General features: G+C 38.3%; 18 protein-coding genes. 11 read left to right on the forward strand and 7 right to left on the reverse strand.

Annotated elements, in window-relative coordinates; all coding sequences use genetic code 11:
- The first annotated feature begins 37 nt into the window (after nucleotides 1–37).
- Nucleotides 38–1369 carry a T9SS C-terminal target domain-containing protein gene (locus EWU23_RS08470; protein ID WP_166230796.1) on the forward strand — a complete coding sequence of 444 codons (1332 nt, stop codon included), beginning with the start codon at nucleotides 38–40 and terminating at the stop codon, nucleotides 1367–1369.
- A 148-nt stretch (nucleotides 1370–1517) separates the two neighbouring features.
- Here the strand turns inward: EWU23_RS08470 and EWU23_RS08475 are convergent, their stop codons facing one another.
- Nucleotides 1518–2792 carry a DUF5690 family protein gene (locus tag EWU23_RS08475; protein ID WP_166230799.1) on the reverse strand — a complete coding sequence of 425 codons (1275 nt, stop codon included), beginning with the start codon at nucleotides 2790–2792 and terminating at the stop codon, nucleotides 1518–1520.
- On the reverse strand, nucleotides 2789–3334 hold the full coding sequence (locus tag EWU23_RS08480; RefSeq protein ID WP_166230802.1) for a phosphonate degradation HD-domain oxygenase: 546 nt from the start codon (nucleotides 3332–3334) through the stop codon (nucleotides 2789–2791). Before EWU23_RS08480 ends, EWU23_RS08475 begins: the two co-directional genes overlap by 4 nt.
- A 105-nt stretch (nucleotides 3335–3439) precedes the next feature.
- On the opposite strand from EWU23_RS08480, the gene EWU23_RS08485 reads away from it, so the two are divergent.
- On the forward strand, nucleotides 3440–3880 hold the full coding sequence (locus tag EWU23_RS08485) for a GNAT family N-acetyltransferase (protein ID WP_166230806.1): 441 nt from the start codon (nucleotides 3440–3442) through the stop codon (nucleotides 3878–3880).
- On the opposite strand, the gene EWU23_RS08490 is transcribed toward EWU23_RS08485, so the two are convergent.
- From EWU23_RS08490 to EWU23_RS08500, 3 genes are read right to left on the reverse strand one after another with little or no spacing between them, the layout of a single operon-like run.
- On the reverse strand, nucleotides 3871–4947 hold the full coding sequence (locus tag EWU23_RS08490) for an alkaline phosphatase (RefSeq protein ID WP_166230810.1): 1077 nt from the start codon (nucleotides 4945–4947) through the stop codon (nucleotides 3871–3873). The two genes, EWU23_RS08485 and EWU23_RS08490, sit on opposite strands and share 10 nt — an antisense overlap.
- A 6-nt stretch (nucleotides 4948–4953) precedes the next feature.
- Nucleotides 4954–6099: a TIGR03364 family FAD-dependent oxidoreductase gene (locus tag EWU23_RS08495; RefSeq protein ID WP_166230813.1), complete on the reverse strand. Its 1146-nt coding sequence runs from the start codon at nucleotides 6097–6099 to the stop codon at nucleotides 4954–4956.
- A complete protein-coding gene (locus tag EWU23_RS08500) occupies nucleotides 6086–6832 on the reverse strand; it encodes an HAD family hydrolase (RefSeq protein WP_166230816.1) in 747 nt (248 codons plus the stop codon). Before EWU23_RS08500 ends, EWU23_RS08495 begins: the two co-directional genes overlap by 14 nt.
- A 451-nt stretch (nucleotides 6833–7283) precedes the next feature.
- Between EWU23_RS08500 and EWU23_RS08505 the strand changes: the two genes are divergently transcribed.
- The 9 genes from EWU23_RS08505 (at nucleotide 7284) to EWU23_RS08545 (ending at nucleotide 18624) form a co-directional block, all read left to right on the forward strand.
- Complete coding sequence (locus EWU23_RS08505; protein WP_235942182.1) at nucleotides 7284–10520, forward strand: SusC/RagA family TonB-linked outer membrane protein; 3237 nt, start codon at nucleotides 7284–7286, stop codon at nucleotides 10518–10520.
- A gap of 33 nt (nucleotides 10521–10553) precedes the next feature.
- Entirely contained in the window at nucleotides 10554–12140 is a 1587-nt protein-coding gene (locus EWU23_RS08510) for a SusD/RagB family nutrient-binding outer membrane lipoprotein (RefSeq protein WP_166230819.1), read from the forward strand.
- A 235-nt stretch (nucleotides 12141–12375) separates the two neighbouring features.
- Nucleotides 12376–13416, forward strand: coding sequence for a hypothetical protein (locus tag EWU23_RS08515; protein ID WP_166230823.1), 1041 nt, complete (start codon nucleotides 12376–12378; stop codon nucleotides 13414–13416).
- Nucleotides 13409–14233 carry a cytidylyltransferase domain-containing protein gene (locus EWU23_RS08520; protein ID WP_166230826.1) on the forward strand — a complete coding sequence of 275 codons (825 nt, stop codon included), beginning with the start codon at nucleotides 13409–13411 and terminating at the stop codon, nucleotides 14231–14233. Before EWU23_RS08515 ends, EWU23_RS08520 begins: the two co-directional genes overlap by 8 nt.
- On the forward strand, nucleotides 14211–15065 hold the full coding sequence (locus tag EWU23_RS08525; protein WP_166230829.1) for a transketolase: 855 nt from the start codon (nucleotides 14211–14213) through the stop codon (nucleotides 15063–15065). The genes EWU23_RS08520 and EWU23_RS08525 overlap by 23 nt, the downstream gene beginning before the upstream one ends.
- 11 nt (nucleotides 15066–15076) lie before the next feature.
- Nucleotides 15077–15982: a transketolase family protein gene (locus tag EWU23_RS08530; RefSeq protein ID WP_166230832.1), complete on the forward strand. Its 906-nt coding sequence runs from the start codon at nucleotides 15077–15079 to the stop codon at nucleotides 15980–15982.
- A gap of 3 nt (nucleotides 15983–15985) precedes the next feature.
- Entirely contained in the window at nucleotides 15986–17323 is a 1338-nt protein-coding gene (locus EWU23_RS08535) for an aminotransferase class III-fold pyridoxal phosphate-dependent enzyme (protein ID WP_166230835.1), read from the forward strand.
- A complete protein-coding gene (locus EWU23_RS08540; protein ID WP_166230838.1) occupies nucleotides 17324–18124 on the forward strand; it encodes an SDR family oxidoreductase in 801 nt (266 codons plus the stop codon).
- An 8-nt stretch (nucleotides 18125–18132) separates the two neighbouring features.
- Entirely contained in the window at nucleotides 18133–18624 is a 492-nt protein-coding gene (locus EWU23_RS08545) for a KdsC family phosphatase (protein WP_166230841.1), read from the forward strand.
- Here EWU23_RS08545 and EWU23_RS08550 read toward each other — a convergent pair.
- The gene (locus EWU23_RS08550) at nucleotides 18617–18997 is read right to left on the reverse strand and encodes a DMT family transporter (protein ID WP_205753123.1); all 381 of its coding nucleotides are present in this window, start codon (nucleotides 18995–18997) and stop codon (nucleotides 18617–18619) included. The two genes, EWU23_RS08545 and EWU23_RS08550, sit on opposite strands and share 8 nt — an antisense overlap.
- A complete protein-coding gene (locus tag EWU23_RS08555) occupies nucleotides 18994–19797 on the reverse strand; it encodes a sterol desaturase family protein (protein WP_166230844.1) in 804 nt (267 codons plus the stop codon). Before EWU23_RS08555 ends, EWU23_RS08550 begins: the two co-directional genes overlap by 4 nt.
- Nucleotide 19798 lies beyond the last annotated feature (1 nt).

Consider the following 19798-nt stretch of genomic DNA (forward strand, 5'->3'; position numbering starts at 1 on the left):
AAGTAGTAACAATTAAAAACATATAAATCACAAATTCATGCAACAATTACGTGTCATTTTCGCTTGTTTGCTTACAGCTGCCATAGGTTTGTCGGCTTGTACGAAAAACGATTCAGAGGTAGAAATTACAGTGCCAGCACCATCTAATCGTTCAGTGGTAGAGGTATCAGGAAAAATCACTGCCAATACTACTTGGAAGGAGTCTGAAAAATATTTGTTAAAGGGATTCGTCTATGTAGAGTCTGGAGCGACTTTGACAGTAGAACCTGGTACCATCATTTTGGGGGATAAAATCACGAAGGGGACTTTAATTGTAAAACCGGGAGGGAAATTAATCGCTAGGGGAACGGCAGCTAAGCCTATTGTATTTACATCTGCGCAGGCTAAAGGGTCTAGAAATTATGGCGACTGGGGTGGTTTAATTATGTTGGGTAATGCCCGAGTAAACAAAACGCCAGCTACGATTGAGGGGGAGAACGTATCCACTTTTGGAGGTTCTAATGATTCGGATAATTCAGGCGTATTAAAATATGTACGCATTGAGTTTGCCGGTATTGCTTTTGAAACGGATAAGGAAATTAATGGATTGACTTTAGGTGGTGTCGGTTCAGCTACAGAAATTGACTATGTGCAGGTTTCTTATAATGGAGATGATGCTTATGAGTGGTTTGGAGGAAATGTAAATGCGAAGCACTTGGTGTCATACCGAAATATGGATGATGATTTCGACACAGATTGGGGATACAGTGGTAATGTTCAATTTGCATTGTCGATCCGTGACCCACAAGTTGCTGACCAATGCTCATGTTCAGACAGTAATGCTTTTGAATCGGATAACGATGCAGCAGGTTCAGATGCTTCACCACAGACTAGTGCGAAGTTTGCCAATGTAAGTGCTTTTATCGCAGACGGAACAGTGGATAAAAAATACCGTTCGGCTATGCGTATCCGCCGTAATTCAGCCATTTCGGTTATCAACAGTTTATTTGTTGGAGGTTGGGTTGCTAAGGGAGGGTTAGAATTAGAAGGTACAGCTGCTCAAAATAATTTTGTGACAAGCAAGAATATTCTTTCAGGATTAGTGGTAACAGGTATGTTGAAGCCTATCGTGACTGGAGATGAAACGATGTTAAAAGATGCTACACGTAAAAATCAGTTTGGTGTAGGTGCGGAGACATTAGGTTTAACAGCGGGCTATAATCGTTTACAAGGAAAGCCAAGCTTAGCTTTGACAAGTACATCCAAATTATTGGGTGCTGGAGTTGGTTTACCAACTGGATTTGAAGCAAATACAAATATTGGTGCTTTTGGAACTACGGATTGGACAGAGGGTTGGACAAACTGGGATCCACAAAACACGGATTACTAAGATTTTATATTGGTGTAATTCAGAAAATGCCGAAAGGATTCCTTTCGGCATTTCTTGTTTAAATGCCTGCGCTTTCTAACGCTGTCAAGGTTTGGAACCTTGCCAGCGTTGCGTAGCTGGGCGCAGACAGAACGAACGGGGAAGCGGACTATTGTATCAATTTCTTGGCAAAATAGATCATGCTGAAAAGGGCAATACCTATTCCAGCTAATCCCAATAGGGTAATCCATTCAAAGAATAAATGGGCTAAATTCCAATGAGGGAAAATGAAACCACTGCACAAAAGAAGGATGTTGTAACCCACATAGCCCGTAGAGTCAACAATGTACATTAAAAACCCTATGTTGGCTTTATGTTTACTAATCGCAATCATTCGTTCAAAGACGGAAGTAGTAATGGTCAAATAAGGTAAATAAATACCAAACCCAGTGAGTACTATTAACCAAAAACTGGATAAATATTGGAGTCCAAGGGTACCACTGATAATCAGTAAAACAAAGCCAAACAGGATAATTCCCATGCTGATGAAAAAGGCGTTGAAATTATTTTTGATATACACTAAACTTCCGTTAATCACTAAAATTCCCACTGTAACCCATACTTCTGTTTGTGTGAAAATAGCTGGAACTCCATGAAAACCAAGGTATTCCCAGATTTCAGGGGCAAAGTCGGACCGGATCCCCCTTAGTAAGGAAGCAAACAAGTAAAGCACACTTATTCCGAATATTCCTGGCCCTAAGGATTTGAGCAGTTGACTTCTATCATTGGATGTCATAGGGGCTCGTTCTGAGCGTTCGGCAATATCTTCTTGTGTTGGCTTGGGGATTCGGTGCAACATCCATACAAAAAATAGAAATGGCATGCTAAATAGGATTCCTGCCGTAAATGGCATCCAGGTTTCGGATATGCCTGTGTTTAATAGCAGCTTACCCACTGATTTTGAAACTCCATCTGCTAAAATGAAGCTGGCCCCTAAACTGGCAATGAATAATTCGGTATTTTTTTTACCTTCCAAAAATCCTTGAATATAGCCAAATATCATACCTAAGGGGAGTCCATTGATCAGTAAAAATAGGATACTCCAGGGCTTGGGAGCTAAACCAAATCCCAATAAAGCTAACTCTGCCATAAAGACACTCCACAAAATAGCTTTAATTCTCTGGGACCAAGCCATAGAGGAAACAAAAAAGATTCCTCCACACTTTGACAACATATAACCCGCTATCTGTGAGGATATTAATACGGATTTCCAAGGTATGCCTAGCCAAAACTGTCCTTCATAAAGGCCCGCAGTAAAAGGTTTTCTAAAGCCGTATACACAAAAGTAACAGCCAAATGCTGCCACCATGGACCAAAGAGGATGGGAAAACCATTGGGTGAAAGACGGGTTTTTCTCTAGTCTAGAATGGGACTGAATAATCACAAGGAAATTGTTTCGATTAAATCCAGGTAATGTTCCAATGGAAGTACTTGCAGGTCTAGCACCTTGGCGGTATCATCATATTTTCTTAATTGGATAGCAGACTGAAAGTGAGGATTTTGCTCAAAAACCAAGCATTCCTCTTCGCTCATGGGACCACCTTGAAGTTGTAAGCTAATTAATGAAGGCTCGCTCAGTTGAGCTTGATAAGCCGCTTCCCGATTACATAAGTAACGTTTGGCATTCACATGTAAATGAATGGGCTCGGTTACTGAATCATTGAAATATCGATCTAGGAATTCCTTGGCAAGATTTTCATGCATATCGTCAATGCCATTTTCTGGAGCATCGTCTGGTAATGCATGTAAAAGGTGACCGATGTCGTGTAATAAACTAGCTATAATGAGTTCCGTGGATGCACTTTCATCGGAGGCTAATTGGGCACATTGCAAGGCATGCTCCAACTGGCTTACTGCCTCTCCACCATATTGAGAATCGCCCAATTCGGTAAACATGTGTTGGATTTTCTGAGTGATCTCTTTCATCTGCTTTTTCAAGTATTTTATGTAATTTAAGCCCATTAAAAAGTTCAAAAAACACCTTACAGGTGATTTAAAATAGATTTCACATTGCCATAACAAATCCGTAAAATGCCCTTCAATTTCAAAATCAGACCGGCTTTATTAGAAGATGAAAAGGCTGTCTTAGAACTCGTAAATGAGCTAGAAAACAGAGATTCCGACCCACAAATTTTTGCTCAAATTTGGAGGGAATATTTGGCTCATACGCATACCTATGTATGGGTTACCGAAAACCCAAAAAATCAAATAGTTGGTTTTTTGAGTGTGATAGGTCAAAACCTATTGCATCACGAAGGAATGGTCTACGAGATTCAAGAATTAATGGTTACTGCCTCTTGTCAAGGTAAAGGCCTGGGTAGAAAATTAATAGAAGCTCTTAAAAATGAGCTTAAGGAAAAGGATGTGAAATCAATCGAAGTGACGTCGAATAAACGCAGAAAAGAAGCTCATGCTTTTTATGAAGCGATGGGCTTTACAAATTCACATGAAAAGTTTACGATCTATTTTTGAGTTAAACCTAATGCCGATTTCATTTTATCGAAGATGGCAGTGTTCTGGTATATGCCTTGAAAAGCTTCCGAACCTGGGCCAAAAGCAAAAACAGGAACCATTTGACCCGTATGGCTTTTAGTAATGAAAGAGGCCTTTACTTCCCCTGTCTTCATGTCCCCTCCCAATAAAGCCATGCCTCCAGTTTCATGGTCGGCAGTAATAACGACAAGCGTTTCCTTGTCTTTTTCGGCAAAATGTAAGGCCGCGTCAATACTTTTATTGAAATCCACCATTTCTGACACGGCATAGTTGGTATCATTCGCATGTCCCCCCCAATCAATTTGGCCGCCTTCAATCATGACAAAGAATCCTTTTTTATTCTTGGAAAGTAATTCCATCGATTTATTCGTAGCATCTAGTAAAACATCCCCTCTGCCTTCACTGATTTTAATGGGGTCTCCTGGTGCATATAAATAGATAAATTTCCCTTGCTTGATGGCATTCATTTCGGCTAGGGATTCAACTACTTGGTATTTTTTTGATCTGAGAGAATCCAATAAATTTTGGCCGTCTTTTCGTTGGTCAAAGCTTTTTCTTCCACCACCCACTACGATATCCACGTCTGTTTTGAGAAAATCTTTGGCTATTTCGTCATGCATATTGCGTTTGATTTGATGGGCAATAAACGCTGCAGGTGTTGCATCTGTGATATCGGCAGTACTGACTAAGCCTGTGGCTAGTCCTTTTTTCTCAGCCAATTCCAAAAGAGTTACTTGTGGGGTTTGTGTAGCGTCTACGCCAATGGCCCCATTATATGTTTTTTTACCCGTTGAAAAAGCCGTAGCCCCTGCCGCGGAATCCGTTACATAATTATCAGAGGCTTGATTTTTATGAAATCCTATATGTCGGATTCTTTCTAAAGCCAAATGCCCTTTATTGGCTGTAAGGCCAGCATATATTTGGCTGACTCCCATGCCATCACCAATTAAAAAAATGATGTTTTTAGGTAGATTTTTTTTAGTGTTTTGCCCAAAAGCAGTTAAAGAAAGTAAGCAGATTAGACTTAGGTAAATGACTTTTTTCATACAGGTTTAATATAGTTTTTGAATGTAATCAGCTGTAAATCCAGGGCTTGTCGTCATTCCCTTCCCACCAATTCCATTGATCACGTGAATGACATCGTCCAACGTTTTGGTAAAGATATCTGATTTGTTGGCTTGTAAATAATATCCTGCCCAGGTTGAATCGACTTCCCAGCTTTCTAATTGTAGGATTTTTTTGGCTTCATGCAGCATCATGTCATTGATTTCAGCGGAAATTTCAAAACCAAAATTGGCTTTATGGTGCGCTGGAACATAGGCATGAGAATCACCTAAAATGATGGATCCGTCATCCGCTTGTTTGAATAAAATATGAATACCCTGCTCCTGTAAAAGTTTCTGTTCAGCACTCGCTTCCAGCTTTTGAAAGGAAGGGCAAGAGTGAAAGCTTTCATAGCGACGAATCGTTAAACCGGTTAAAATATTGGATTTGAAAGCCCTCTTTTGAGGTTTTAATCGCATCATTTGAAGCTTACTAATTTTTAAGTCAGCCTGAGCAAATAAGTCAGGGAATAAAAACTGGGTATCTCTTCCACTAGCTAGAATGACCTTATCAGACCAAAAAGCCTGTCCATGAGCGCTATGAATCTTAGCGATTCCTCGTTTTTTTTCAATGGATATAACGGAGCATAAGGGTTGGTAATGCAATCCCATGTATTGAATAAGAAATTCCCTTACACGGTGTACCATCACTAAAGGATTGAGTGATGCTTCTTCTGGGAAATACAGCCCTCCTTTCACATACTCTTTCTTAAGAGCTGGGTTTATGTCCAGACACTCTTGCGCTGTATAGAGCTTATTTGTATAATTTCTTTCCGTAAAAAGTTGATGAATTTCTTCTAGGAGAGTCATCTCTTGATCGTCAGAAGCATAATACCAAGAGCCATTTTTGACTAAAGAAATATCGGTGTTTTCTTGTAAGTCCTTGTAAATTTTCAAGGATTTACGGCCATATTCAAACCACCGAGGAAGTGATTGTCCTGAAGGTACGGCTTGTCCAAAATTACGGAAACTAGCCTCAAATGGTTGGGCGTCTTTTTCTAAAAGTAGTACTGTTTTTCCTCTTTTTAAGGCATGATAAGCGCAAAAAGTCCCTATGATTCCTGCGCCTACAATGATTAAATCATATTTTTTCATGATTCATTTTTTCAATGATGGGAATTAAATCAGCTATATTGTTTAGTAGGCCATCATGAGGATGAGCTTCTAATTGTTCTCTACTATGTGTACCATTACATACACCTAAGGCTAGTCTGACACCTGCATTTTTTCCGAATGCCAAATCGACAGGGGTATCGCCTACGTTAATGACCCGACTTTTATCCGTAATACCAAAACGCGACATGGCAAGTTCAATCATATTGGGAGCGGGCCTACCTATTCCATTTACTTCATCAGGACAAACGGAAAGATGAATGCCTGATTTGTTTTGGATATTCATGTAGTTGTGATTGAGCGTTTTTCCCCAACCTATTTTCTCCAGAATGATGTTGGCCACCTTCCTATAAAAACCAGTGGTTAAAGCAATGTAAATACCTTGATTGTGTAAGTAATGGAATAATTCAATACAACCCTCGGTAGGTTTTACCTCGTTGTTTTTGTAATGGTCCTCCAAAATATGCGTAAAATCTAAATAGGAATTGGCTGCTCGAAGTGGAATCGTAGGATCATTTTCTCCCAACTGCTCTGCCCAAAGTGTTTGAAAAACGTAGAGTTTGGCATAACCCTGCAAGGCTAATATACGCTCATCACTAGATAGTAAGCCATTTTTTTGAGCGGCTATTTTGAAACAGTGCTCCACTTCATGCTCATCTAAGATGGTTGTACCAGCCATATCTAATACGACTAATTGAATATTTTGTGTGGCCATGTAAGGGTAGGTTGAACACGAATTTCCTATTTTTAGATTAGCAATTGATTAGCTTGATATGAAATAATTGTAAAGAATAGATTGGTATTTTTTTAAGTTTAATTAGTAATCCATACCATCATAACATTACCTTAATTATTTGTCAATAATTCCGTAATAGTGTGTCATATTTCTTAATAATTTCTTGTTCTAAGACACACAGTTTGCTTACTTGCTCGGAATACTTTTGTGGGAAAATAATAGGAGTTAGAAGATGATAAAACTCTCCAAGAGCATTGACTATTGTTCCAGAATTAGTATTTTCTGGTAGATATTTCAGTAAACCAATTCAATATGAGCTTTTTGGCTCTTAATTGTTTATTTATTGGAAAACAGAATTAATCGTTTTGGTTCGTTTTGTGCATCTAAACCTAACATTATATTTTAACATTCTTTAAAAACAAAAATCTTTATGAAAAACTTTTTACAAAAATTGCCTCGAAAAAAGATGGCTCATAAGTCGGTTTGGCTTATGTTAGTCTTTTTTCAATTGACGGCTATTTTGGCATTGGGCCAATCTAGAAGTATCAGTGGACGAGTAATCTCCAAAGAGGATAATTCTGGGATACCTGGAGTTTCCATCCAAATCAAAGGAACGAATTTGGGAACCAATACGAACACAGAAGGACGTTTCACTCTTTCAGTTAATCCTAATGCCGTTTTACAGGTTTCTATGGTTGGATACCAGAAACAAAATGTAACAGTAGGATCTCAATCGGAGCTGACTATTGTATTGCTTAGCGATGATAAACAACTTCAAGAAGTTGTTGTAACTGCCTTGGGTATTAAAAAGGAAGTTAGAAAAATTGGTGTTTCTATTCAGTCATTGGATGGTGCATCCGTGGTAAAAGCTCGTGAGCCTAATGCGATCAATGCCTTGGTAGGTAAGGTTGCAGGATTAACCGTTGGTTCTCAGCCTGAACTTTTGAGAAAACCTACTATTTCATTACGTGGTAACTCTACCGTTTTATATGTTGTGGATGGTGTACCTATCAACTCCGATACTTGGAACATTTCACCAGATGATATTGAAACTTATTCGGTATTGAAAGGAGCCTCTGCTTCTGCATTATATGGTTTCCGTGGTAAGAATGGTGCTATCTTAATTACGACTAAACGTGGTTCAAAAGACAAGCGTGGATTCTCGGTTGAGGCAAATTCATCAACCATGATGGAAAATGGATTTTATGCGATACCTGAAGTTCAGGATGAATATGGCCCTGGTGATCACGGTCGTTATGCTTTCGGTGATGGCAAAGGTGGTGGATTAAATGATGGTGATTACGATGGTGGTTGGGGTCCAAAATTCAATGGACAATTGATCCCTCAGTATGATTCACCGGTGGATCCAATTACTGGCGTTCGTTCAGGTACTCCTTGGATTAACCGTGGTAAAGATAATTTGAAGCGTTTTTTAGAAACAGGGATTTTATCTACTAACAACGTTTCTGTTTCTGCGACTGGCGAAAAGTACAATTTGCGTTTTTCTACTTCTCATATTTATCAAAAAGGGATTGTTCCAAATTCGAAAATGAACATTACCAACTTCAATATCGTAGCCGATTATAAGTTTTCAGATAAGTTGAAATTTGAGTCGAATTTGCAATATAATCGTCAGTATACACCCAACATTCCGGATGTAAATTATGGACCAAACTCCATTATCTACAACATTGTGTATTGGGCAGGTGCCGACTGGAATGTGGATGATATGCGTAACTATTGGCAAAAAGGGAAAGAAGGTATTCAGCAGATTTATGCGGAATATCAGCGTTACAATAACCCATATTTCATGTCTTATGAGTGGTTACGTGGTCACTACAAAAATGATATTGTAGGTCAAGCCGCATTACGCTATCAATTAGCGGAAGGCTTGGAAGTTTTAGGACGTACACAAGTAACAACTTGGGATATGGTAAGAACGGAGAAGTTCCCTTATTCTGCTGGTTCATATGGACGTGATGAGCGTCGTGGTGATTATCGTGAAGATCGTCGTTCTTTGTTTGAAAACAATACGGAATTATTAGTGTCACTCGACAAGGATATCACAAGTGGTTTAAATACTAAAATCACAGCTGGTGGTAGTATGAGAACATTCCAGTATAAGTCGATGTACGGAACTACGGACTACTTGAATGTACCGGGATTGTATAACTTTGCCAACTCATCCAACCCAGTGAAATTATTTAACTTTGGTTCGGAAATGAGAGTATTGTCTGCTTATTATTCAGCTGACTTTTCTTACAAGAACTTCATTACGGTATCTACCACGGGTCGTTTAGATAAATTATCTACTTTACCAGCGGGTAACAACGCATTCTTCTATCCATCTGTTTCTGCCGCTACCGTATTGTCTGATTACATCAAGCTTCCAGAAGTAATTTCATTTTTGAAATTGAGAGCTTCCTATGCCAATGTAAAAGATGGTTTGACCGCTTCTACTATTGGAACAACACCATCAGTAGGTGGAGGTAATCCAATTGGATATGGAGAGCAGTATCAATCTCCTTATGATGGTCCAGCTTATACTAACTCAGCGGTATATTCTACCTTCCCATTGTATAATAACCAAACGGCTGCTTCTTATACTAACACCTTGAATAACCCGAACTTAAATCCAAGTACTACTACTCAAAAAGAGATTGGTATGGATTTACGAATTATCAAAAACCGTTTAGGTTTAGATGTTACTTATTGGAATTCATTGGATGGCCCATCTATTTTCTCTTTACCAATTTCTACTACATCCGGATATAGTGCGGCTTTAGTGAATGGTATCAAAACAGAGAAAAATGGATTTGACATTTCGCTTACTGGAACTCCAATTAAAACGGAAAGTGGCTTTACTTGGGATGTCGTGGCCAACTATGGTTCATACATTGAGACCTTGAAAGAGATTTACCCAGGAGTGAATAGCTTAAATACTTTCTTGAAGGTGGGTGATCGTTTGGACAAAATGTACGGTCGTGCTTTTGTGCGTACACCTGAAGGTAAAATCATTAATGATGCTTCTGGTCGTCCTATTTATAATCCAGTAGCTCAAAATTTAGGAAATATAAATTCGGATTTCGTGTACGGTATCAACAACAAGTTTGCCTATAAAAATGTGAGTTTAAGTTTCCAGTTTGACGGTCGTGTAGGGGGTGTAATTTCTAACTATACGCAGAAACAAACATATCGTGGTGGTCGTCATATTGGTACTACAACGGGTATTTTTGCGGAAGCTCGCCCTCAAGATTTTGTAGGAGTGAAAGCATTTGTAGGAGAAGGTGTTCAAGTGAGTAATGGTGTAGCCATTGCCTATGATGTGGATGGTAAAGTAACGAACTACTCTGCTTTACAATATACTCCTAATACAACGAAGCAATTTGTTCAAGATTACGTTTCTAGATATTACAATTCAGATGAAGGAAACTTAATGAGCAGAACATTTAGTATGTTACGTGAGGTGAATTTGACGTTCAACTTACCTGCAGCTTGGTTTGGAAAATTTGTACATCAGGCCAATGTTTCTTTGGTAGGACGTAACTTATTTTATTTCGCAGAGAAGAAGGATATTGACTTAAATCAATATGTATTTGGTAATGAATCGGGTCCTCAAACTCCTTCGGTTCGTCGTTACGGGGTGAATTTTAACATTACTTTTTAATCCATCGAATTATCGATTTAAATGATAAAGCATATGAAAATGAATAAATATATCATTGCTCTTTTTGGCCTTTTGATGGTCACTTTGAGTAGCTGTGAAAAACCTTTTGATCAGTTGGAAATTGATTCCAACAAACCTGTGCATGTTCCTGCTTCTTTGGTTTTCCAAGGAGTAGCGTATAGTATGTTCAATGACAACGGTCGTCCTTTTAGTGCTGAAATGCGTTGGAACCAGTTTTATTGCTCGAACTACAATTATTATGCGAACAATGAATACACCTTTGGACAAATGCCTAATCAGTTTACTACTTTAAAAAACGTAGTGAAAATGGAGGAAGAGGCCAAGCGTGCTGGATTGGCTGATGTGAATGGATATTCTGCTTTAGGCAAGTTTTTTAGAGCCTATTTCTATGATCAAATGTCGAAGCGTGTAGGTGATTTGCCTCTAACAGATGCATTGAAGGGTATTGAAGGGGTTGCTCCCAAATATGATACCCAAAAGGCCATTTACATTCAAATATTGAAGTGGTTGGATGATGCTAATACGGATTTAACAAGCCTGATTGCCAAGGGGGAAACTGTTTCAGGAGATATCTATTATAATGGAGATTTGAAAAAATGGCAAAAGGCGGTTAATGCTTATCGTTTACGCGTGTTAGTTTCTTTATCTAAGAAAGATACGGACACAGATTTAGGTGTAAAGGCAAAATTTGCTGAAATGGTCAGTAACCCTAGCAAATATCCTTTGTTGAGCTCTATGGCTGATAATTTGGAGTTTAAGTGGAATAATTTCAATAAATATCCATCTAATCCAGACAATTTTGGTTTTGATGCAACTCGTCAAAATATGGCGGCGGCATATGTCAACTTATTATCAGGTTTAAAGGATCCACGTGTGATGGCTACTTGTGAGCCCGCTGGCTTTGAATTGAAATCTGGCAAATTACCATCTGATTATTCTGCCTTTTTAGGAGCAAGTTCTGCAGAAGATTTAGCTGATATGTCGGATAAGGCAGGTGTGAATAATGGTGCTGGATTTGCCCCAGGTAAATACTCTTTTCAAAACAGAAATCGCTATTATAAAAATTATACAGCAGAAAACACCTTCATAGCTGCTTATCCTGAACTATGTTTTAACATCGCTGAAGGTATTGCTAGAGGTTGGGCCACAGGTTCAGCTGAGGATTGGTATAAGAAAGGTATTCAAGCTTCTCAGGCATTTTATGGCATCAAAGATGGTGTAAACACGATGACTTATTCTAAAACAGGTTCCATGGCAGCGGCAGATCAAGTTAACTACAATGTAGACTTCTCTTTTGCTGATTATTATGCACAAGCCAGTGTGAAATATGATGCTTCGAAGGCCATTCAACAGATCGTTTCTCAAAAATATTTGGCATTCTTTATGAATTCAGGTATGGAGGCATATTTCAACTGGAGAAGAACTGGATTTCCTAAGTTTGATGCGGGCGTGGGTAATGGAAATTCGAATAGAATTGCGGTTAGATGGATTTATCCAACTACAGAAAGAACAACGAATGCTACTAATTATAAAGCAGCCATTCAAAGTCAATTTAACGGCACAGATGATATCAATGATCAGATGTGGTTGATCAAATAATTAATGGCTAAAATTAGAAATTCGTTACACAAAAGGCCGAGTATTACTCGGCCTTTTTGTTTTTGCTAGATTAAGAGAAAGCTTCATTCATGTTAAGCAATAAGTGAATTTCGTGCGCTTTGAACACTTAATATTATGGTTGTTTTTTTAAAATATTACATAATTATTAAATCGGTTTTTTGCCTCACATTTAACCAAGTTAGCTTCCTACATTTACTTTACAGTTAGGTTATACATGGCTAATAGAAAAAAGATATTGTTTTTAACAGGTTCCATGAATCAAACCATTCAGATGCACAAGATTTCTATGTATCTGACAGAATATGATTGTTACTTTAGTCAATTTTTTAGTGATGATACAATCATATCATATGCTATAAAGTGGGGGATTTTAAATGGGACTATTATGGGGCGTCCATTAAAAAGAATTGCTGAGAATTACTTAATGTCCCAGGGCTTGAATATTGACGATAAAGCCGAATTACATGCTTACGATTTAGTGGTTTTTTGTTCAGATTTATTATTCCCTAATAAGTTTAAAGACACCAAGACTATTTGGGTTCAAGAAGGAATGATTGACCCCTTTACAAAATTGAGTAGTCTCATTCAAAAGTTACAATTGCCTAGGTATTGGACCATGGGAACGTCCCTGAATGGAACGTCCAATTTATGTGATATTTATTGTGCGGCTTCCGAGGGATATAAAAATTACATTACTGAAAAAGGAACAAGTTCCGACAAGGTAATAGTGACTGGAATCCCAAATTATGATCATTTGAAACTATTTCTAGATAATGATTTTCCTTATTCTGATTATGTGATGGTAGCAACTTCTGATATAAGAGAAACATTTCGATTTGAAAATCGCACAAAGTTTTTACGGAAATGTGTTGAAATAGCAGGAGAAAAAAGGCTGTTGTTTAAACTTCATCCCAATGAAAATAAATCGAGAGCTATAGAAGAAATCAAATGCATTTGTCCAGAAAACACGTTGATTTTTACAGACGGGCCTACGAATGACATGATTGCTAATTGTAGCGAATTGATCACCCAATATTCTACGGTTGTTTATACGGGTATAGCTCTGGGTAAAAAAGTATATTCTTTTTTTAATATCGAAGAATTGAATCAATTGATGCCCATTCAGAATGAAGGGACCTCTGCTGAAAATATAGCAAATATTTGTCGGGAGTACATCGAATTTAATGGTAAAGGGAATCAATATGTAGCTCAATATACTCCTTGGTTTGAAAAATGTGACAAAGGCTATGAATAGCAAATTGCTGATTTTGGTTCAAGCCAGAACAGGTTCTAGTAGATTTCCGAATAAGGTATTGAAACCCGTATTGGATAAGCCGATATTAATTCATCAACTTGAGCGTATCCAAGGTATTCAAAGAAAAGCAGAGATTGTGGTCATAACATCTTTAGAGCCTGAAGATGATGCAATCGTGGAAATTTCTAAAAAATATGGTTTCCCCGTATTTAGAGGATCACTCATCGATCTGTTAGACAGACACTATCAAGCAGCTAAAGACTATGAAGCAGATTGGATTGTTAAAATTCCTTCCGATTGCCCTTTGATAGACCCTCAAATAATCGATGAAGTTTTTGATTATTGTTTTCTACATGAAGGGGAATTTGACTTTGTTAGCAACCTGCATCCTGCTTCGTATCCAGATGGAAATGATGTTGAAATGATGACGTTTTCTGCTTTGGAAAAAGCATGGAAGGAGGCAAAACGCCCGCTAGAAAGAGAGCATACCACACCCTATTTTTGGGAAAATCCAAGTCTATTTAGAATAGGTAATTGGGGATGGGAGTCTGGATTGAAGTATGATATGAGTCATCGATTCACATTAGATTATCCAGAAGATCTTGAATTCATAGAAGCGGTTTACCATCATTTATACCCAATCAATTCTTTGTTCAATTTGAATGATATCCTCGCTCTATTACAGGAACGTCCATATATCTATGATATCAATTCAGTTTATGCAGGGGTGAATTGGTATAGAAATCATTTACCTGAATTAAGAACGATTGGAGTTGAGCAAACTAACACGGACCATGAATATAGAAAAACGAATTGAACTTGAAAACTTCGCCTTACGAGTTAGGGAGCGTATTGTGCCATTGGCTAGTGAGGGTGGATGCTTTCTAGGCGCATCTTTGTCGGCAGTTGATATTTTAACCTATCTCTACACGTCCTTTTTAAAGATTGATGCACAGCATTTAGATGATGAAAATAGAGATTATTTATTTTTATCTAAAGGGCATGATGTGCCTGCCTTATATGGTGTTTTTGTAGAATTAGGATGGTTGGCTCCCGAAAGATTGAAAAATCATTTATCGGTACATGACCATATTTATTGGCATCCCAATCGACATATTCCAGGGGTGGAATTTCATGCAGGTTCTTTAGGTCAGCTGCCAGCTGTAGCCATTGGAGTAGCCTTGGAGATTTGTTTAAGAAAGGAGAATAATCGGGTGGTCTGTATACTTGGTGACGGAGAATTAAATGAAGGATCATGTTGGGAGGCATTTTTAGTAGCCCATGCCAAACAATTATCCAATTTGATTTTTGTTGTCGATAGGAATCAATTTCAGGCTAATATGGCCACGGAAGAGCTAATTCCATTGGAACCACTTCAAGATAAATGTAAAGCTTTTGGCTTGCATACGTACCGAATCAATGGCCATGACTTCGAACAAATGGAGGAGATATTCTCCCAATTGGAATCCAATCAAGGGCCTTCTATTCTTATTTGTGATACTGTTCGGGGCAAAGGCCTTCCATCCATAGAGGCTCGAGCGGACCGTTGGTTTTGCAATTTTAATTCACAAGAAATAGTGGATTTACTGGATGAATTACATCAAATCAAACAAGCCGATATTACTTCTCAAACGATTGTAGCTAGATAAAATTGAGTATCATGACATACGAACAATTATTACAAGAAAAGGCCGTCAATGATAAGCGATATGTGGTTATGACGGCAGAAAATAGAGCTTTAGTTCGAAACTTACCGGGCATATTGCAGGATAGATTTATTGATACTGGAATCACAGAGCAAACGATGATGGGGGCAGCAGCTGGCTTAGCTTTGCGCGGAAGAAAGCCAATAGTACACGCTTTGGCTGCATTTCTTACTATGCGGGCATTTGAGTTTACTCGAACCTCGATAGGTATCCCTAATTTACCAGTGAAAATGAGCAGTTTTATTCCTGGCTTTTTGTCAGATGGGAATGGCCCTACTCACCAGGCCATTGAAGATGTGGCCATCATGCGAGGTATACCTGGCATGGAAGTGTTTGCTCCAGCTGATGAGGACGATTTAGTGAAGATGTTACCAGCAATTTGGGAGACCGAAAATCCAAGTTATGTGCGGATCAATACCACAGCTAATCAATACAAACATTCGATTTACGAGCTAGGTAAGGCAGAGATTGTTGCAGAAGGGAAAGATGTGACCATTTTAACCTACGGTTTTATGTTTGAGAACAGTTATCAAGCCATGTTATCCTTGCAAGAAGCGGGGTATGATGTTGGATTGGTGAATGTTAGAAGCCTAAAGCCATTTGATGTGGATATGCTAAAGGCATTAATTGGAAAAACACAATTGTTGGTCACCATAGAGGATCATTTTCTAACTGGTGGATTATTTAGTATTGTGGCAGAGAATTTAGTAGTCAATCATTGGTCTATTCCTGTGAAGGCAATGGCCTTAGATGCTCGTTGGTTTCGTCCTGCTCGTCTACAGGAAGTGGTTGAATTTGAGGGATTCGATGTTCCCAACTTAGTTACAAGTATTTCGAAATTTATTCAAGAAAATCAATAAGTTATGCCAAACACAGTTCAGTTTAATGCAGCTTTACCTCGTATTTCTGTTTCTCAATCTTGGTACCAAAGAGGATTGCAGGTACAGAAACCCATTACTCAAACTTTAGCTAAAGGTCCAGGGCAATTCTCTAAAGGGGTGGCCCCTATTTACCTTCAAAAAGGGAAGGGCTCACACGTGTGGGATGTGGATGGAAATGAATACATTGATTATAATATGGGAATAGGCCCTTTATCCATCGGGTATTGTATTCCTGAAATTGACCAGGCTATCATAGAGCAGTTGAAAGAAGGTATCACCTTTTCTTTGATGCACCCATTGGAGGTTGAAGTAGCTGAAATAATTTCCGAAATCATCCCCAATGCTGAGGCTGTAAAATTTAGTAAAACAGGTGCCGATGTCACTTCGGCGGCTATTCGGGTGGCTAGGGCCTATACGGGTAGAGATAAAGTGTTTTGTTGTGGTTACCATGGCTGGCATGATTGGTATATTGGGATTACATCCAGAGGAAAAGGGATTCCAGAAAGTATTAAAAATTTGTCATTTACATTTGGCTTTAATGATATAGATAGTATCCGTGAAGCTTTGGATGAAACGGTGGCTTGTGTCATTCTAGAGCCATTTATTTTTGAAAAACCCAAGGAAGGTTTTTTGAAGGAATTGGCTGCATTGTGTCAAGCCAATGGCACATTGCTCATCTTTGATGAGATGTGGACTGGATTTAGAATTGCTTTGGGTGGGGCTCAAGAATATTTTGGGGTGAAAGCTGATTTAGCTACTTTTTCTAAAGCATGCGCTAACGGTATGCCATTGGCTATTTTAACGGGTAGAAAGGATGTGATGCAATTGTTTGATGATGAGGTATTTTCTTACACCACATTTGGAGGAGAGACCTTATCTTTAGCCGCCGCTAAAGCGACTATTTCATTTATGAAAGAACATGACGTTCCTAACGTATTGGAAGAAAAAGGACTATGGCTTCAAAACGCTTATAATCAATTGACTTCAGATTTAGGCATGAGTCACATAAGTTCATGCGTTGGATATCCTTGTCGGACCATGCTTACTTACACTGCCGAGGGGCAAGATTCCCTGGAGTTGAAGACATTTATGCAACAGGAATTATTGCAAAAAGGTATTTTGTGGGGCGGATTTCATAATATATCGTACAGCCATAGTCAGGAAGATTTAGCCTATACCATGGAGGCATACGCAGAAATTTTACCCAGATTAAAGGCCGCAATTGAATTGAATACCGTAAAATCAGTATTGAAAGGAGGGGTATTAGAAGCTGTTTTTAGAAAAGTTACGGATCATAACATTAAGCCTAAATTAAACTAGATGAAGTTTTTTGATTTACAAGGCAAAATAGCCTTAGTTACAGGTGCTTTAGGTTTGATAGGGAAAGAGCATTGTAAAGCATTAGCTCATGCAGGAGCTACAGTTATTGTGGCGGATTTGAATGAGACAGAGTGCCAAGAATTTGCTAATACGTTGGCTAATGGAGCCATTGGTTTAGGTATGGATATTCGTTTTGAACAATCTGTTCAATTAGCTGCCAGCTGGGTGAAAAACCAATTTGGACATGTAGATATTTTAGTGAACAATGCAGCTATCAACGACCATTTCCAAGATTCTGCTAATGTGTTAGCTTTATCATCTTTTGAAAATTATCCACTATCTATGTTTAAAAAGTCATGGGAAGTGAATGTCATGGGCATGTTTTTGGTTTCCCAAAAAATGGGTCAATTGATGTTGGAAAAGGGGGGGAGTATCATCAATATTGCGTCTACGTATGGTATTGTAGGTCCAGATCAAGGACTGTATAAAGATGCGGAAGGCAGACAAATTTTTTATAAAACTCCGGCTTATCCTACCACGAAAGGAGCCGTAATAAATTTTACTCGATATTTAGCGGCCTATTGGGGGGAGAAAGGGATTCGGGTAAATACATTATCACCAGGAGGTGTAGAAAACGGACAATCCGATTATTTTATTCAACAATATATTCAAAAGACACCTTTAAAAAGAATGGCTAAGTCCTCTGATTATGCGGGAGCCTTACTTTTTTTGGCTAGCGATGCCTCTGCCTATATGACTGGGGCTAATTTGGTGGTTGATGGTGGTTTTACAGCGATTTAATTTTATATATGATGCAATTAGATACCATTAAGTTAGTATTGACAGATTGTGATGGGGTCTTGACGGATGGAGGGGTATATTATGGAGAGGCAGGTGAAGTATTGAAGAAATTCAATATTAGGGATGGTATGGGGGTCGAGCGATTGCGTAAATTAAGAGGAATCCAAACAGGAATTATTACGGGCGAAGTCTCCCCTTCCTTAGTTAAAAGAGCTGAGAAACTCCAAATATCAGAATTGCACTTAGGTATTAAAGATAAAGAAAGAGTATTAGCAGAAATTTTAAAAAAATACGATTTGCAGCCTTCGCATATTGCCTACATCGGAGATGATGTCAATGATTTGGTTGTTTTGCCATTTGTGGGGGTATTTTTTTGTCCTGCTGATGCTGTAGATCAAGTAAAAAAAGTAGCGACTAATATCTTGCAATCCAATGGAGGAGCAGGTTGTTTTAGAGAAATGGCCGAGCTAATTCTAGAAGCTCAAGGGATAATTAGTTAGTCGCAGAAAACTGTTTGAGACCGATTATTCCGATAACAATCAGGCTTAAAAAGGCTATTTCTAAGAAATTAGTAGGTGTTTTAAAATAGAATACATCGGTAATTTTGATGAGGACCAAAGAAAATGCGGTCCATACAGCTATGGCTGTGGCTGTTGGGATATCTTTTAATGATACGGAAAGGAAGTAGATGTTGGCAATTCCAAAAATAATATAGCCTAAAAAGGGGAAAAGCTCCGTTAAAAATGCCATGGATAAAGGGGAATGTTGACTCCATGCAAGTTTGAATTTTTCAAAATTCATATATTTTAAAGAATAGGTCCAGCCTGTTTCAAAAATCGATGCAATGAATAAATACAGCCAAGGTTTAATCATGAGTCTTCTTGCTTTTTTTCCCAAGGTTCAAATGTCCATCGGTAAAAAGCATACCAATGCTGTGCGAAATAATTCTTAGGAAATTTATAATATAAGCCCCAAGAACTTGGTTGAGTTGGGCTTTCGTATAAAGTTCCAAAAATCACATCCCAAAAGCTAAATTTAGTAGAAAAATTTGCGTGAAAGACTTCACGATGATTGGCATGGTGCCAAAGGTGAAACTCCGGGCCATTGATGATGTACTTTAGTTTTCCAAGACTAACTCGAATGTTAGCATGTATGAACATGCCCCATAATCCATCAATTAATCCTTTAATAGGTATAACCATAGGGTCTGCTCCTAATATGATAATGGGGAGAAACTCAATGGTTTGGTTGATGATAATTTCTATGGAATGAGATCTAGCTCCTGCGATCCAATCAATTTGTTGATTAGAATGATGCACCTCATGAGTTCTCCATAACACTTTGCTAGCATGTTGCCAGCGGTGAAACCAGTATATATAGAGGTCATGAGAAAAGATGAAGAAGGCCAATTGCCATCCTATTGGCCAATTGCTTACAGAAAAAAAGAATTTCTCAGGAATGGAATGATGAATGGGGGCAATGATGAAATCAAATATCAAAATTTTAAGTAGAAAGCTTTGAACGATGGCATAAGCCAGTAAATCGGTCCAGAATCCTTCTCTAAAAAAGGAAATACCCTTACGATAAGGGTATTTCCTTTCAAACCAGATTAATAGTAAAACTCCTAGAATGAGTAAAGTAAAACAAACAATAGTGACATCTAGCAATTTCATT

This window comes from Aquirufa beregesia (genome assembly GCF_011090385.1).
Lineage (GTDB): Bacteria > Bacteroidota > Bacteroidia > Cytophagales > Spirosomataceae > Aquirufa > Aquirufa beregesia.

Excerpts from the sequence above, each read along its gene's own strand:
- EWU23_RS08490 (WP_166230810.1), bottom strand. The coding sequence starts at position 4,947 with ATGAAAAAAGTCATTTACCTAAGTCTAATCTGCTTACTTTCTTTAACT.
- EWU23_RS08540 (WP_166230838.1), top strand. The coding sequence starts at position 17,324 with ATGAAGTTTTTTGATTTACAAGGCAAAATAGCCTTAGTTACAGGTGCT.
- EWU23_RS08500 (WP_166230816.1), bottom strand. The coding sequence starts at position 6,832 with ATGGCCACACAAAATATTCAATTAGTCGTATTAGATATGGCTGGTACA.
- EWU23_RS08525 (WP_166230829.1), top strand. The coding sequence starts at position 14,211 with ATGAATATAGAAAAACGAATTGAACTTGAAAACTTCGCCTTACGAGTT.
- EWU23_RS08485 (WP_166230806.1), top strand. The coding sequence starts at position 3,440 with ATGCCCTTCAATTTCAAAATCAGACCGGCTTTATTAGAAGATGAAAAG.
- EWU23_RS08495 (WP_166230813.1), bottom strand. The coding sequence starts at position 6,099 with ATGAAAAAATATGATTTAATCATTGTAGGCGCAGGAATCATAGGGACT.
- EWU23_RS08555 (WP_166230844.1), bottom strand. The coding sequence starts at position 19,797 with ATGAAATTGCTAGATGTCACTATTGTTTGTTTTACTTTACTCATTCTA.
- EWU23_RS08470 (WP_166230796.1), top strand. The coding sequence starts at position 38 with ATGCAACAATTACGTGTCATTTTCGCTTGTTTGCTTACAGCTGCCATA.
- EWU23_RS08550 (WP_205753123.1), bottom strand. The coding sequence starts at position 18,997 with ATGATTAAACCTTGGCTGTATTTATTCATTGCATCGATTTTTGAAACA.
- EWU23_RS08535 (WP_166230835.1), top strand. The coding sequence starts at position 15,986 with ATGCCAAACACAGTTCAGTTTAATGCAGCTTTACCTCGTATTTCTGTT.
- EWU23_RS08480 (WP_166230802.1), bottom strand. The coding sequence starts at position 3,334 with ATGAAAGAGATCACTCAGAAAATCCAACACATGTTTACCGAATTGGGC.
- EWU23_RS08505 (WP_235942182.1), top strand. The coding sequence starts at position 7,284 with ATGAAAAACTTTTTACAAAAATTGCCTCGAAAAAAGATGGCTCATAAG.
- EWU23_RS08510 (WP_166230819.1), top strand. The coding sequence starts at position 10,554 with ATGAAAATGAATAAATATATCATTGCTCTTTTTGGCCTTTTGATGGTC.
- EWU23_RS08520 (WP_166230826.1), top strand. The coding sequence starts at position 13,409 with ATGAATAGCAAATTGCTGATTTTGGTTCAAGCCAGAACAGGTTCTAGT.
- EWU23_RS08545 (WP_166230841.1), top strand. The coding sequence starts at position 18,133 with ATGATGCAATTAGATACCATTAAGTTAGTATTGACAGATTGTGATGGG.
- EWU23_RS08530 (WP_166230832.1), top strand. The coding sequence starts at position 15,077 with ATGACATACGAACAATTATTACAAGAAAAGGCCGTCAATGATAAGCGA.
- EWU23_RS08515 (WP_166230823.1), top strand. The coding sequence starts at position 12,376 with ATGGCTAATAGAAAAAAGATATTGTTTTTAACAGGTTCCATGAATCAA.